Source organism: Methylosinus sporium (genome assembly GCF_003113265.1).
In the GTDB taxonomy this organism is placed as follows: Bacteria; Pseudomonadota; Alphaproteobacteria; order Rhizobiales; family Beijerinckiaceae; genus Methylosinus; species Methylosinus sporium.
The window spans coordinates 1-14,167 of sequence record NZ_PUIV01000029.1; the positions used below are offsets into that span (position 1 = coordinate 1).

Sequence of the window (14,167 nt, forward strand, 5' to 3'; positions counted from 1 at the left end):
GGGCGGGGCCGCGGGATGGGACGGCGCCCTGGCGGCAGAGGGCGCGGATGGCGAAACAGAGGGCCGCTGCGCGGCGGATGGCGCGACCGCTGGCGCGGGAGGGCGCTCTGCGGAAGGACGCGGCGTCGGGACGACGGCCGGCATGGGCGCCGCATGAGGCGGCGGAGCTCGCCGGATCGGCGCGGCCTGCTGCGGCGCATGGATGATCGCCGGCGCGCGCGGCTCTTGTGGGGGCGCCGCCCGCATTTGCGGATGCGCCATCGGCGGGACGCCGGCTCCCGGATAGGGGGCGGGCTGCGGCGCCGGGCGCGGTTCGGGCGGCGGCGTGGCGGGAGAATGCTGGATCGGCGCGGGATGGAACGGCGCCGCCGGCGGAGCCGTGGGGGCAGGCCGGGCTGCCGGCGGCCGAGGCGGCTGCTGCGGCGAGCGCTTCTCGTGAGCAGGATCGAAGCCTTGCGGCGCGGCCTGCGCGAGCACGAGGCCTTGCGCCGCCGCGGCCGGCGCGACGCCGGCCTGCGGGCCGAGCGCCAATGATGGCGTCATCAGCCCCGCGAGCAGCAAATTTTTTCGTTTCGACATTCGGTTCTCCAAGATTCGCCATTCTCCACGATTTGCCGTGCGCCACGATCGTCGTTCTCGACGAGTCGGGCGTCCGTCGTCGCAATCCCCGCGCTATGGTTGTGGCGCGGGCGCAGGGCGAAATTTTTTCTTTTTTGTGGCTGCGGCGAAGCGCGGGGCGGAAAGCTCAGATCGCCTCGCGCGCATCGTCCGATGGGCGGCGTGCGTCTTCGATCGCCTGGAGGATCGCCGCCGACAGTGCGTCGAATTCGACGGGCTTGGTCAGCAGGAAATCGACTCCGGCCCCGCGCGCGGCGCGCTCGTCCTCCTCGAGCGCGCTGGCGGTGAGCGCGACGATCGGGCGTCGCCGCGCGCCCATGCGCGCCTCCTCCGCCCGAATCAGGCGCGTCGCCTCGAGGCCGTCGAGCTCGGGCATGAACACATCCATCAAAATGACGTCGAAAGGCCGGATGCGTCCGCCGATCGCCGATCGCGCCAGCTCGACGGCGCGGGCGCCGTCTTCCGCGCGCGTGACCAGCGCGCCGAGCTTCTCGAGATGGCGGCAGACGATCAGCGCATTGACGTCATTGTCCTCGGCGACGAGCACCCGGCGTCCCGAGAGCGTCGGCGCCGGCGCGACGAAATCCGCGTCGTTGCGGGTCGGCGGCGGCGCTGTGGACAGGCGCTCGACGAGCGAGGCCGCGCGCACCGGCTTCACCAGCCATCCGTCGAAATGGCGCAGCGCCGCCTCGCCGAAGGCGCGCCGCTCCATGGGCGAGAACATCAGGAAGACGCGGCCGGCGCCGGCGCGTCGCGCCTCGTCGGCGAGACGTTCGGTCGCCGCCTCGCCGAAGGCGCAATCGACGACGACCGTGTCGAAGCGGCCATCCGGCTCCTCGCCGAGGCGGCGCGCGGCTCGCGTCTCGTCGTCCGCGATCTCGGCCTGCGCGCCGGCGCCGCGCAACATCTCGGCCATGAAGGGCCCTTCGAAAATCGTCGGCGAGACGATCAATGCGCGCGCTCCGGCGAGCGGCCGCTTGCGCTCGCGCGCGCGGTCGTCGAAGAGCGCGTGCGGGCCGCGCGGCAAAGTGAAGGCGAAGACGGCGCCGCGGCCCGAACTCTCTTCTATCTCCAGTCGGCCGCCCATCAGCGCGGCGAGATGGCGCGAAATGGCGAGGCCGAGGCCGGTGCCGCCGTGCCGGCGCGTCGAGGAGCCGTCGCCCTGCTCGAACTCCTCGAAAATAATGTCGCGCGCCGCCGGCGCGACCCCGGGGCCGGTGTCGGCGACGCGAAACACGAGCGCGCCCTCGGCGTCGCGCTCGACACGCAGGCCGACGCCGCCGCTCGCGGTGAAATTGACGGCGTTGCCGGCGAGATTGACCAGCACCTGGCGCACGCGCGCGGCGTCGCCGGCGACCGTCTCCGGCGCGTCCGGCGCGATATAGCTCGCGATTTCGAGATGCTTGGCCTGGGCGCGCGGCGCCAGCAGCTCGACGACGCCCTCGACCAGCGGCGCGAGCGCGAAAGGCTCGACCTCGAGCTCGATCTTGCCGGCCTCGATCTTGGAGAAGTCGAGAATGTCGTCGATGAGCTGAGCGAGCGAGCGTCCGGAGGCGGCGATCGCCTCCACATAGCTCGCCTGCTCAGCGTCGAGCCGCGTCGCCGCCAGCAATTGCGCGAGGCCGAGCACGCCATTGAGCGGCGTGCGGATTTCATGGCTCACCGTGGCGAGGAAGCGCGATTTGGCCTGGCTCGCGGCTTCGGCGCGGTCGCGCGCGGCGGCGGCGGCGCGCAGCTCCCAGATTTCGTCGCGCAATCCCTCGAGCTCGGTCTCCACCGCTCGGCGCCGGCGCGTTCGGCGCGCGCGAGAGAGCCACAGCCAGCCGGCCGCGGCGAACGCCGCGAGAGAAGCGAGCGCGATGAGAACGCAAGAGGGAACAGCAGGCATTCGGGTGGTCCAGAACCTTTTCGATCGACCTCGTTGTTTCACGACAATCGAGAGAAAGTATGAATTGGCGGGGGAAGCGCGAGCCGAACCTCGGCGCTTCGCTAATGAAGGCTTGCGCAGGCTCTCGAAAAAGCCGGACTTTTTCCGGCTCAGGCGGCGGCCCGTGCGCGGGCGGAGCCGCCGCGATAGGCGAGCGCTTCGGCGAGATGGCGGCGCGTCACGGCCTCGGAGCCGTCGAGATCGGCGATGGTGCGGGCGAGCTTCAGCGCGCGATGAAAGCCGCGCGCCGAGAGCGCCAGACGTTCGGCCGCATCGCGGATCAGCGCCGTCCCAGAGGCGTCGAGCGCCGCGATTTTCTCGATCGCGCTCGCCGGAGCGCTGGCGTTGGTGGCGTCGCCCGGAAGGCCGAGCTTCTCGTAACGTCGTCGCTGGCGGTCGCGCGCGGCGGCGACGCGGGCCGCGACTTCGGCCGAGCCCTCGGCCGGAGGCGGCAGCACGAGATCGGCCGCCGAGACGGCCGGAACCTCGATCCGAAGATCGAAACGGTCGATCAGCGGGCCCGAGAGCCGCGCCTGATATTGCGCGACGCAGCGCTCATTGGGCTGGCGGCGGCAGGCGAAGCCGGGGTCGAGCGCATGGCCGCAGCGGCACGGATTCATCGCCGCGACGAGTTGGAAACGGGCCGGATAGACGGCGCGGTGATTGGCCCGCGAGACGAGGATTTCGCCGGTCTCCAGCGGCTGCCGCAGGCTGTCGAGCGCCTGCGCCTGAAACTCCGGCAATTCGTCGAGGAACAGAACGCCATTATGGGCGAGCGATATCTCGCCCGGCCGCGCATGGGAGCCGCCGCCGGCGAGCGCCGCCATGGAGGCCGAATGATGCGGCGCGCGAAACGGCCGCCGATCGGTCAGCTCGCCGCCGGCGATCTCGCCGGCGACGGAATGGATCATCGAGACTTCCAGCAGCTCCCGCGGCGACAGCGGCGGCAATATGGACGGAAGCCGCGCCGCCAGCATGGATTTGCCGGCGCCGGGCGGGCCGTTCATCAGCAGATTGTGGCCGCCGGCCGCCGCGATTTCCAGCGCCCGCTTGGCGCTCTCCTGGCCCTTGATGTCGGCGAAGTCCGGCAGGCCCGCCGCAATGGCGCGCACCGCCGGCGCGGGCCGGGAGAGAACCTGCGTTCCTTTCAGATGATTGACGAGCTGGATCAGCGACCGCGGCGCGATCACCTCCATTTCGCTGGACGCCCAGGCGGCCTCCGGCCCGCATTGGCGCGGGCAGATGAGCCCTTGGCCGCGCATATTGGCGGCGACCGCGGCGGGCAGAACGCCGGCGACCGGCGCGATGGCGCCGTCGAGTCCCAATTCCCCGAGCACGGTGAATCCGTCCAGCGCGTCCGATGGAATGGCGCCGATCGCCGCCATCACGCCGAGCGCGATCGGCAGATCGTAATGGCTGCCTTCCTTGGGCATGTCCGCCGGTGCGAGATTGACGGTGATGCGCTTGGCCGGCAGCGCGAGGCCGGAGGCGACGAGCGCCGCCCGCACCCGCTCCCGCGATTCGGCGACGGCCTTGTCGGCGAGGCCGACGAGCGTGAACACCACATTGCCGCTGGCGATCTGCACTTGAACGTCGACCGGCTTGGCTTCGATCCCTTCGAAGGCGACCGTCGAGACCCTGACCACCATGGCGACAGCTCCGAACCCGTTTTCCAATCGCTCAGACGCAAGCCGCGCCATAGTAGATGCGCCGCGCCGCCTCGGCAAGAACAATATGAGAACAAAATTTTGCCGCGCTTCGGCAACGGCCCGCTAACCGGCGAGAGCTAGTCTCGCCGGCCGGACGAGCAGGATGGGTTTTTTGAGGATTTGAGAAACGACGCCATCGTGCGGCCGCGCTCGCGTGACCTAAAGAGCGCGAATTTCCCTGAACGCGGGTAGGCGAAATGGCTCGGAAAAAACGAAAGACGTCGGTCTTTGGCGTTGCGGCTGTCGTGGCCTGCGCCTCGGTTTTGGGCTTCGCGCCGGGCTTCGGCGCGGCGAGCGCGCGAGCGGCCGAATGCGGGCGCAATGGCGAGGGGTTCGAGGCCTGGCTCGGCGGTTTCGAGCGAGAGGCCGCGGCGGCGGGAATTTCAAAGCCGACGATCGATGCGGCGCTCGGCGACGTCTTCTATGATCGCTCGGTGATCTCGCACGACCGCGGGCAGAAGGTGTTTCGCCAGACTTTTGAGCAATTTTCGGCGCGCATGGCCAATTCGTTTCGCGTCCGCAAGGGGCGCTCGCTGCTGCAGAAACATGCGGCGCTGTTCAAGCGCATCGAGCAGAAATATGGCGTGCCGGGGCCGGTTCTCGTCGCCATATGGGGGCTGGAGACGGATTTCGGCGCTTATCTCGGCGATTTCGCGACGATTCGGGCGCTGGCGACGCTCGCCTATGATTGCCGGCGTTCGGAAAAATTCCGCGGCGAATTGCTCGACGCTCTGCGCATCGTCCAGCGCGGCGATCTCGATCCCGCGCAAATGCGCGGCGCCTGGGCCGGCGAAATCGGCCAGACGCAGTTCATGCCCTCGTCCTATTTGAAATTCGCCGTCGATTTCGACGGCGACGGCAAGCGCGATCTCGTTCACAACACGGCGGATGTGCTCGCCTCCACCGCCAATTTCCTGCAGGGCTCCGGCTGGAAGCCGGGCGCCGGCTGGAACGAGGGCGAGCCCAATTTCCCCGCGCTGCTCGAATGGAACAAGGCGAAGGTCTATTCCAAGACCATCGCGCTGCTCGCCGAGAAGATCGGAGGCGCCGGCGACTGAGCGGCCTTCGCCGCTCGGCGGATTATTCCGCCGGCTCGGCGTCCGCCGTCTTCAGCGGATGTATCGGCCGATGCCGCAGATAGACGAAGAACATGGCGACGACGCCTATGCCCATCAGCAGATAGAGGGGGAGCGTGCGCATGAAGCTCATTCCCACAGAGAAGGGAAAGCGCGACACCCATCGCTCGCCATGCTCGCCGGTCACGGTGACGATGCCGACGAAATAGCCCGCGTCGGGAAAATAGTGCTCGAAATTGATCGTGCCGGTCGGATAGAGGCGCGGACCGCGATAGGCGACAGTGACCGCTTCGATATCGGCATTCTCCTTCTCCTCGCCGCCGACGTCTTTGACGATTCGGATCTCCACCGCCATGTCGCGCAGCTCGTCCTGCTCGGCGTCGAGCGCGATGATGGTGTGGCCGGTCGCCGGAATATCCTCGCAGAACTCGTTTTTCGAGGCGTCGGGAAGATAGCCGGTGAAATTCATGATGTCGGGGCCGACGAACAGGCGGCATCGCCCTTCGGCGGAGCCGAGCCGGCCATGCGCCGAGGCGGGCGAAGCCGCGGCGAGCAGCGTCAGCAGCAGGACGACGAGAGCGGGCGGAGAGAAACGAGTCGCAGAGCGCAGAAACCCATCGATCGACCGCCAGAACGGGGCAAGACCGCTGTCGGGCATGATGATTCCCCCATGGAGCATTTTGTGCGCGCCTCGTTTCCCCGGACAGGCTCGCTTCGACGACGAAACGAGAGCCGGATCGCGAGACCCGGTCGCTCGCCGCCCGCGACAATGCGGCATGTTAGCGCATTCTCCGGGAGCGGCAAGAGCGCGAGCGGGCGGCGCGAGCGGCGAGTGGAGCGATCTGCGCTCTTCCCATCGCCCGCGATAGTTTTCGAACGCGGCGGGCGATCAATACTGCATGTTTTTCTTGAAGCTTGTTGGACGAGGCGCGGACTTCGCCGGATTTGCCGCGCGGACTCTTGTTTTTCCTCCGCTCGCACGCCATATTCGGCGGCGAGGACCGCGCCGATTGGCCGGATCGACTGGCCGCGCGGCCTTTTACGAGAGGATGCTATGTCCAATTTCGACCGCAACACGAGCTTCGGCTATCGGGGCGGCGTCTCCCGAGCCGGCACGGCCGAGATCGACCAGGGCCTGCGCGCCTATATGCTCGGCGTCTACAATTACATGGTCCTGGGTCTCGGCGTCACCGGCCTGGTGGCGCTCGGCACGCATATGCTCGCCGTCGCCAAGGAAGGCGGCCGGCAGATCGCGCTCACCCCCTTCGGCCAGATGCTCTACACGAGCCCGCTGAAATGGGCGGTGATGCTCGCGCCTTTGGCGTTCGTGTTCTTTCTCGGCTTTCGCGCCGACCGCGTCTCCGCTGCGACGGCTCGCAACCTGTTCCTCGCCTTCTCGGCGGTGATGGGCCTGTCGATGTCGTCGATCATGATCGTGTTCACCGGCGCGTCGATCGCCAAGGTGTTCTTCATCACTGCCGCGGCCTTCGGCGGTCTCAGCCTTTATGGCTACACCACGAAGCGCGATCTCTCGGCCTTCGGCTCCTTCCTGGTGATGGGCCTGATCGGCTTGGTGCTCGCGAGCCTCGTCAATCTGTTCTTCCAGAGCAGCGTGATGCAGTTCGCTCTGTCGATCCTGTCGGTGCTCATCTTCGCGGGCCTCACCGCCTGGGACACGCAGTCGATCAAAGACGGCTATTATCAGAGCGCCGGCTATGGTCACGAGGTGGTGGCGAAGCAGAGCATCTTCGGCGCGCTGTCGCTCTATCTCGACTTCATCAACATGTTCCAGTCGCTGCTCTACCTCTTCGGCGAGCGCAACGACTGATCGTGCGATGCGCGAGCGACAGAGAACGAGAAGGCCCCGCTCCGGCGGGGCCTTTTTTGCTTCGGCGAAAGTTCAATCGCGCACCAATTCGAGCTTTTTCTGCAGCACGGCGACGACGCGCGCGAGATCGTGGCCACGGCGCATCACCAGCCCGCCGGCGGCGACGACGCAGAAGGCGCCCTGGCGGCGGGCGAGTTCGGGGTTTTTCTCGATGCGGTAGAGCGGCGCCTCGCTGGCGCGGCGAAAGATCGAGAACACGGCCTTGCCGGGAGAAAAGTCGATCGCATAATCGCGCCATTCGCCGGCGGCGACCTTGGCGCCGTAGAGATCGAGCAAGAGCCGCAATTCGCGCCGGTCGAAGGACACGAGCGGAGCGCTTTTCTCGGGCGCGGCTTTCGGGCGATCCTTGTCGTTGGTCCCGCGGCCTGCCACGACGGCGAGCAGGCCGCGCCGCCTGCTGGGTTCGGTCGTCTCCGTCTCGCTCATGCCGCTGTCCCCATTTCTCGCGCATGATCGCGCGGCAAATGCGGGAGGGCAAGACAAAGATGACAATCCGGCGACGATCGGTCCTGCGCGCAAAAGACGAGATTTCACATTTTCGCCAATATCGAGCCCCTTGTCCGCCAAAGGAGGCGACCAATATCTAGCCTATTGCCTCGACAGGCTCGAGAAGTGGTTTTTCCGGATTTCGTCAGCCCCCCAGCCCCCCGGAAGGGCGCTTTTCGAGCAGCGTGAGTTCGTGGCGATGGACGGGCCGGCCGAGCACGCTCGGGCGGCCCGTCTTGTTTTGCGCGCGCGCCTTTCGTTCTCGCGCGCCGCTCATCGCGGCGAGCGATCTTGCAACTTCGCCGACGATCCCCGATATCAGCCGCGCGCTCCGCTCGAGGCGGCTCGGGCAGGGGCATTGCCGATCAATGACGATCTCTATATCCCGGCCAGCGCCCGCGCGCCGTCGGCCATGCTTCCATTTTGCGGGAAGCGGCGCGGGGCGAGGCCGACAGACAAGCGGAGACGACGCCCGTGAACGATCACGCCGAAACACATACGATCGACGCAGCCGAGCGCAGCGATTACGGCTTCCAGGCCGATGTCGCGCGGCTCCTGGAGCTGATGACTCATTCGGTCTATTCGGAGCGCGACATTTTCCTGCGCGAGCTCGTGTCCAATGCGGCGGATGCGATCGAGAAGCTGCGCTTCGAATCGGTGGCGAACGAAGCGCTGGCGGCGCAGGCCGGCGCGCCGCTCGTCACCATTGCGCTCGACAAGGAGGCCCGCACGCTGAGCGTCGCCGATAATGGCGTCGGCATGTCGCGCGAGGACCTCGTCGCCGCGCTCGGCACCATAGCGAGTTCCGGCACGCGCGCCTTTCTCGATGAGCTCGCGGCCAAGGGCGGCGATGAGCAGGGCGGCGAGAAGGGCGGAACTCTGATCGGACGTTTCGGCATCGGCTTTTATTCCGCCTTCATGGTCGCAGATCGCATCGAAGTGGCGACCCGCCGCGCCGGCTCTGCGGACGCATTTCTCTGGACGTCGGAAGGCAAGGGCTCGTTTCAGATCGCGCCGCTCGCCGTGGCGGACGCGCCCGCGGTCGGCACGAAGGTGACGCTGCATCTCAATGCGGAATCCGAGGAGTTCCTCGAGCCTTATCGCATCGAGCAGATCTTGCGCGAGCATTCGGGCGCAATAGCGATACCGATCGACCTCGTCGAGGAGAAGGGCAAGGAGCCGCGCCGCCTCACCGACGGCTCGGCGCTGTGGACGCGGCCGAAATCGGAGATCAGCGAACAAGACTATAAGGATTTCTATCAGCAGATTTCCGGCCAGTTCGATGAGCCGGCGCTCACCATTCATTGGCGCGCCGAGGGGCGCACCGAGTATACGGTGCTCGCCTTCGCGCCCGGCTCGCGGCCCTATGATCTCTTCGATCCGCAGCGCAAGAGCCGCTCCAAGCTCTATGTGCGCCGCGTGCTGATCTCGCGCGAGGCCGATCTTCTGCCGCCATGGCTGCGCTTCATGCGCATCGTCGTCGACAGCGCCGATCTGCCGCTCAACGTCTCGCGCGAGATGGTGCAGAACAATCCGATCATCGGCGCCATCCGCAAGGCGATCGGCACGCGCGTGCTCAAGGAGCTTTCCGATCTCGCCGCCAATGATTCGGAGAAGTTCGCCGCCCTGTGGAAGAATTTCGGAGCCGTCATCAAGGAGGGCCTGCACGAGGATCCCGTGCGCCGCGACGAGATTTTCGCCATTGCGCGATTTTCGACGGCGCAGCATCCGGACGGCGGGCGTAGCCTGACGGACTATGTCGAAAATCTGCGGCCCAATCAGACCGCGATCTATTACATCGCCGGCGACGACAAGAAGCGGCTCGCCGCCAGCCCGCAGCTAGAGGGCTATCGCGCCAAGGGCATAGACGTGCTGCTGCTCGACGATCCGGTCGATTCCTTCTGGGTGACGAGCGCCGTCGGCTATGACGGCAAGCCGTTCAAATCGGTGACGCAGGGCGCAGCCGACATCGACGCCGTGCCGACGCCGGAAGGCGCCGCCGACACGCCGCCGGCGGAAGCGAGCGCGGAGGTCGCGCTGCTCACTGCAATGTTGAAGGAGACGCTCGGCGGAGAGGTCGAGGATGTGCGCGTCTCGACGCGTCTTCGCGAGAGCCCCGCCTGTCTCATCGCCGCCGATCACGGCTTCGATCTCCAGCTCGCGCGCATGTTGCAGGAGAGCGGCAATAAGGGCGTCTTCGGCAAGCCCGTGCTGGAGATCAATCCGCGTCACGAGGCGGTGCTGGCGCTCGCGCAAAAGGCCAAGGCCGATCGCGCCGGCGCGGAAGACGGCTTCTGGCTGCTGTTCGACACCGCCCGCATCGCCGATGGCGAGGCGCCGCTCGATGCGGCTGCTTTCGCCAAGCGTGTCGCCGCTCTGCTCGCCAAAGCGTGACGCAGATCGCGGCTCTCGCGCTCGAGGACGCGACGCGCGCCGCGGCGCTCGACGCGGTCGCGGCCTTGCTCGCGCGCTGCGGCGTCGAGGATGCGCGCCGCGACGCGCGCGCGCTTTTGCTCGCCGCCGGCGGCTTCACCGCGGCGGAGCTGCTGCTCGATCCTGCGGCGAAGCTCGGCGCGGCGGCCTGCGCGCGGCTGCGCGATTATGCGCTGCGCCGCGCGGCGCGCGAGCCGGTGTCGCGCATTCTCGGCGCGCGCGGCTTCTGGACGCAGGATCTCCTCGTCGCGCCGCGCGTGCTCGATCCGCGCCCCGATACGGAAACGCTGATCGAGCTTTCGCTCGAGCTCATGGGAGAGCGGCGGCGCGAGCCTTTGCGCATTCTCGATCTCGGCGTCGGGTCGGGCGCCATTCTCTGCGCTCTGCTCGCCGAGCTCCCCGATGCGCGCGGGATCGGCGTCGATCTTTCCGCCGCTGCCTGCGCCGCCGCCGCGGTCAATCTGTCGCGCTGCGGCTTCGCGCGGCGCGCTTCGATTCTGCGCGGACGTTGGGCGGATGCGCTCGCGGCGCGTTTCGATCTCATCGTCTCCAATCCGCCCTATATCGCCAGCGGCGAACTGGACGGGCTCGAGCCGGAGGTGCGTCTTCACGATCCGCGCCTCGCGCTCGACGGCGGCGCGGATGGATTGAACTGCTATCGCGAGATCGCCGAGCAATTGCCGCGTCTGCTCGCGCCATCGGGCGCCGCTGTGCTCGAGGCGGGCGACGGCCAGGCGCGTAGCCTCGTCGCGCTCTTGGCCGAGAAAGGCCTCGCTCCGGCCGGAATTCGCAAGGACGCCGGCGGACGCGAGCGCGCCGTCGCCGCGCGGCGCCGAGACTGACGCGCGCTCTGGTCGTGACATATTGGCTACACCTCCTATTTATATGAGCGACGTAACAACCGCGCCCTTGGCGAGCCTGCCCGGGTAGACTATAGTCGCCTGCGAAAACACGCTGATCGTCGTGAGCGACGCCGAGCGCGGATGTAGGGGGATACGGCCGGTCCCCGAATTTTTGCCGATGGCGCGCATCCCGCGCCGCATGGGCCGGCGTCCGGCGCCGCCGTTCGAACCCGAAAAGACGTTGCATGGTCGGGCTCGTCCCGCAAGATGCGAGCAATCGACGGGTGAGCGTGAGCGGCAGTTTCGGCCACAGGTCTCGGTTCGACCGACGGCGATTCGTTCGGCTATGGTTCGGCCGACGATGATGGCGTGAGGCGAAGCGCAGGCAGCGCTCGCGTCGAGTCGACGACTTCGAGCCTGTCTTGCTACGGGCCGAGACGAGCAGCCGAGCGCGCTCTCGTTCGGCGAAGCTTTCGAGCGTTGGCGGCGCTCGAGCGAAATTATGAATTCGGCGCGGTTCGTCCATAGGACGCGGCGCCGTGCGTACGATCCATGCCGGGATCGTGCAAGCGACAGAACGGACAAACGCCGCTCGAAACCGAGCGGATCGGCTCCGTTGGATCGGGCTTTGCGACGATGGCCGCGCCCGGCTTCCGCCTCTGACGCAGTTTCGAGCGTTTGTCTCTTTCGGCGCGTTCGGCCGAAGCACGACACGCCGAGCCGGCAAAGCGTAAGACCTTCTCTGGGGATATTCGATGAGACCAGGACAGAATAAACGCATCCGCGGCCGCAATGGCGGCCGAAAAGGACCCAATCCCCTCACACGCTCCTACGAATCGAACGGTCCCGACGTAAAGATTCGCGGCACCGCTCAGCATGTCGCCGAAAAATATCTTCAGCTCGCCCGAGACGCGCAATCTTCCGGCGACACGATCATGGCCGAGAGCCTGCTTCAGCACGCCGAGCACTATTTCCGTCTGATCGCGGCCGCTCAGGCCGCGCAGCAGCAGGCGCAGGGCGGCTATGGCGGTCGTCCTTATGAGGCCGCCGATTCCGATGTCGACGATGATGACGATTTCAGCGGCGTCTCGGACCGTTTCGCTCCGCTCTCCGAGCGCCTGCCGCAGACAGCCGGCTATCAGCCGCCGCAGCAGCAGCCCTATGCGGCCGCGCCCTATGCGCAGCCGACGCCGCAGCCGCAATTCGCGCCGCAGCCGCAGCCGCAGCCTTTCGAGGAACGCCCGATCGGCGATCGTCCGGTCAATGAGCAGCCGCGCTATGAGCGTCAGCCGCGTCAGGATCGTGGCGGGATGGATCGCGGGGATCGTGGGGGCTTCCGCGATCGCCGCGAGCGCGACCGCAATGTCGGCGAGCAGAACGCCGAGAGCGGCGGCGAGCGGCCGCATCGGCAGAATTTCGATCGCAATCGCGAGCGTCGCTTCCCGCCGCGCGCGCAACCGGCCGCGCAGGACGAGGCGCCGGCCGCGGCGCTGCCGTCCTTCATCACCGCCGCGCCGATTCGCACGGCCGGCGCTGATGAGAGCGAGGCCTTCGCGCGCACCGAGCGCGCTGCGGTCCGCGAGCATGAAGAAGCCGCCGCGGGCTTTCATCTGAACCAGCGCCGTCGCCGTCGCACGCGTCCGCCGGGCGATGAGGCCAATGGCGATGTCGCTTCCGGCGACGAGCAGCCGCGCACGGGCGAGCTGCCGCTCGCCGATTGATCGAAACGTTGCGGCGCGCCCGTCAGAGCGCCGCGCGTCTTTGCCCGCGCAGCGCCCGCTGGGCGAGAATCTTGTCGATCCGGCGGCCGTCCTTGTCGAGAACTTCGAAGCGCCATCCATGCGCGTCGAAGCTCTCGCCGATCTCCGGCAGATGGCCGGCGTGCGCCAGAACGAAGCCGGCGGCCGTCTGATAGCTCCGGTCCTCGGACGCGGGCATTGCGAGCAGCTCCAGCATTTCGTCGGCGGGCATAGCGCCGGAAATGAGCCATGAGCCGTCGTCGCGCTGCACGGCATGAGGTTCGGGCGGGCCTTCCGCCGTCCCGAATCCGCCGGCTATCGCCTCGAGAATGTCGGCGTCGGTCACGATCCCCTGGAAGTGGCCATATTCGTCGAAGACCAGCGCGACATGGACGGAGGCGCGCTTGATCATCTCGACCACGTCCAGCGCATCGGCGGAGGCCGGGACGATCGGCGCCTGGCGCACGAATTCGCTCGGCTGCGGGCTCTCGCCGCGCAGATATGAGTCGAGCAGGTCCTTCGCCTGCAGCACGCCGAGCATGTTCTCGGTCTTGCCGCGATAGGCGGGCAGCCGCGAATGGACGCTGGCGATGATCGCCGCACGGATCGTCTCCGGCGAATTGTCGAGATCGATCATGTCGACCTCGCCGCGCGGCGTCATCACGCCGCGAACCGGCCGATCGCCGAGACGCATGACGCCGGCGATCATCGCGCGCTCGCCCGGCTCCAGAACGCCGGCCGTCTCGGCCTCGGCCACGAGCGCTCTGATCTCCTCGTCCGAAACCAGATGCGCGCCGGCCGCGCCATGGCCGAGCGCGCGCAGAAGCGCGCGTCCGGAGAGGTCGAGAAGGAAGACGAGCGGCGCGGCGATCCGAGCCAGCACGCTCATGACCGGAGCGACGGCGGCGGCGATCCGTTCTGGATCGCGCAGGGCGATCTGCTTGGGCACGAGCTCCCCGACGATCAGCGACACATAGGTGATCGCCGCGACGACGACACCGACGCCGAGCGTCTCCGACAGAGCGGGCGACAGGCCTCGAGACGCGATCCATTCGGAGAGCCGCGCGCCGAGAGTCGCGCCGGAGAAGGCGCCGGACAGCACGCCGATCAGCGTGATGCCGATTTGAACGGCGGAGAGAAATTTTCCAGGATCGGAAGCGAGGACAAGGGCGGCGCGCGCGCCGGGAACCCCGCGCTCCGCCGAGGCTCTGAGGCGCGCAGGGCGCGCCGATACGACGGCGAGCTCCGCCATCGCGAGCGCGCCATTGACCATGGTCAAGGCGATGACGACGGCAATTTCCAAGTAAGGCATAAATGCGAGCATAGCCGCGCCGTCGCCGTCCCGCGAGTCCCCCTTTCGGGTCGGCAACGATCGCGTGAGCGCAAAAACGCCGCTTCGCCCTCGCTGTTCGAGCGGGAATCCTCGCGCTCCAGTCGTCGCACCCTCTT

10 protein-coding genes and 1 pseudogene are annotated in these 14,167 nt (G+C 67.6%); 5 read left to right on the forward strand and 6 right to left on the reverse strand.

Annotated features, from left to right (window positions below; all coding sequences use genetic code 11):
* The 3 genes and pseudogenes from C5689_RS14845 to C5689_RS14855 form a co-directional block, all read right to left on the reverse strand.
* Nucleotides 1-579 (reverse strand): annotated as a pseudogene (locus C5689_RS14845) (OmpA family protein); the annotation flags it as partial.
* A 166-nt stretch (nucleotides 580-745) separates the two neighbouring features.
* Nucleotides 746-2,506, reverse strand: a complete 1,761-nt coding sequence (locus C5689_RS14850) for an ATP-binding protein (protein ID WP_108918041.1) — start codon at nucleotides 2,504-2,506, stop codon at nucleotides 746-748.
* Between the two features lie 149 nt (nucleotides 2,507-2,655).
* The gene (locus C5689_RS14855; RefSeq protein WP_108918042.1) at nucleotides 2,656-4,194 is read right to left on the reverse strand and encodes a YifB family Mg chelatase-like AAA ATPase; all 1,539 of its coding nucleotides are present in this window, start codon (nucleotides 4,192-4,194) and stop codon (nucleotides 2,656-2,658) included.
* A 257-nt stretch (nucleotides 4,195-4,451) separates the two neighbouring features.
* Between C5689_RS14855 and C5689_RS14860 the strand changes: the two genes are divergently transcribed.
* On the forward strand, nucleotides 4,452-5,312 hold the full coding sequence (locus C5689_RS14860) for a lytic murein transglycosylase (protein WP_244620581.1): 861 nt from the start codon (nucleotides 4,452-4,454) through the stop codon (nucleotides 5,310-5,312).
* A gap of 22 nt (nucleotides 5,313-5,334) precedes the next feature.
* Here C5689_RS14860 and C5689_RS14865 read toward each other — a convergent pair whose 3' ends face one another.
* The gene (locus tag C5689_RS14865) at nucleotides 5,335-6,009 is read right to left on the reverse strand and encodes a hypothetical protein (protein ID WP_244594727.1); all 675 of its coding nucleotides are present in this window, start codon (nucleotides 6,007-6,009) and stop codon (nucleotides 5,335-5,337) included.
* A gap of 375 nt (nucleotides 6,010-6,384) precedes the next feature.
* Here C5689_RS14865 and C5689_RS14870 point away from each other — a divergent pair, with 375 nt between their 5' ends.
* Nucleotides 6,385-7,158 carry a Bax inhibitor-1/YccA family protein gene (locus C5689_RS14870; protein WP_108918043.1) on the forward strand — a complete coding sequence of 258 codons (774 nt, stop codon included), beginning with the start codon at nucleotides 6,385-6,387 and terminating at the stop codon, nucleotides 7,156-7,158.
* Nucleotides 7,159-7,230: 72 nt separating this feature from the next.
* Here the strand turns inward: C5689_RS14870 and C5689_RS14875 are convergent, their stop codons facing one another.
* On the reverse strand, nucleotides 7,231-7,644 hold the full coding sequence (locus tag C5689_RS14875; protein ID WP_108918044.1) for a DUF2794 domain-containing protein: 414 nt from the start codon (nucleotides 7,642-7,644) through the stop codon (nucleotides 7,231-7,233).
* A gap of 534 nt (nucleotides 7,645-8,178) precedes the next feature.
* Here C5689_RS14875 and htpG point away from each other — a divergent pair.
* From htpG to C5689_RS14895, 3 genes are all read left to right on the forward strand, one after another.
* A complete protein-coding gene (gene htpG, locus C5689_RS14885) occupies nucleotides 8,179-10,098 on the forward strand; it encodes a molecular chaperone HtpG (protein WP_108918076.1) in 1,920 nt (639 codons plus the stop codon).
* Complete coding sequence (gene prmC / locus C5689_RS14890; RefSeq protein WP_306432188.1) at nucleotides 10,095-10,979, forward strand: peptide chain release factor N(5)-glutamine methyltransferase; 885 nt, start codon at nucleotides 10,095-10,097, stop codon at nucleotides 10,977-10,979. The genes htpG and prmC overlap by 4 nt, the downstream gene beginning before the upstream one ends.
* A 755-nt stretch (nucleotides 10,980-11,734) precedes the next feature.
* Nucleotides 11,735-12,700, forward strand: coding sequence for a DUF4167 domain-containing protein (locus C5689_RS14895; protein WP_108918046.1), 966 nt, complete (start codon nucleotides 11,735-11,737; stop codon nucleotides 12,698-12,700).
* A gap of 22 nt (nucleotides 12,701-12,722) precedes the next feature.
* Here C5689_RS14895 and C5689_RS18265 read toward each other — a convergent pair whose 3' ends face one another.
* Nucleotides 12,723-14,030: a hemolysin family protein gene (locus C5689_RS18265; RefSeq protein ID WP_158271817.1), complete on the reverse strand. Its 1,308-nt coding sequence runs from the start codon at nucleotides 14,028-14,030 to the stop codon at nucleotides 12,723-12,725.
* Nucleotides 14,031-14,167: the final 137 nt, after the last annotated feature.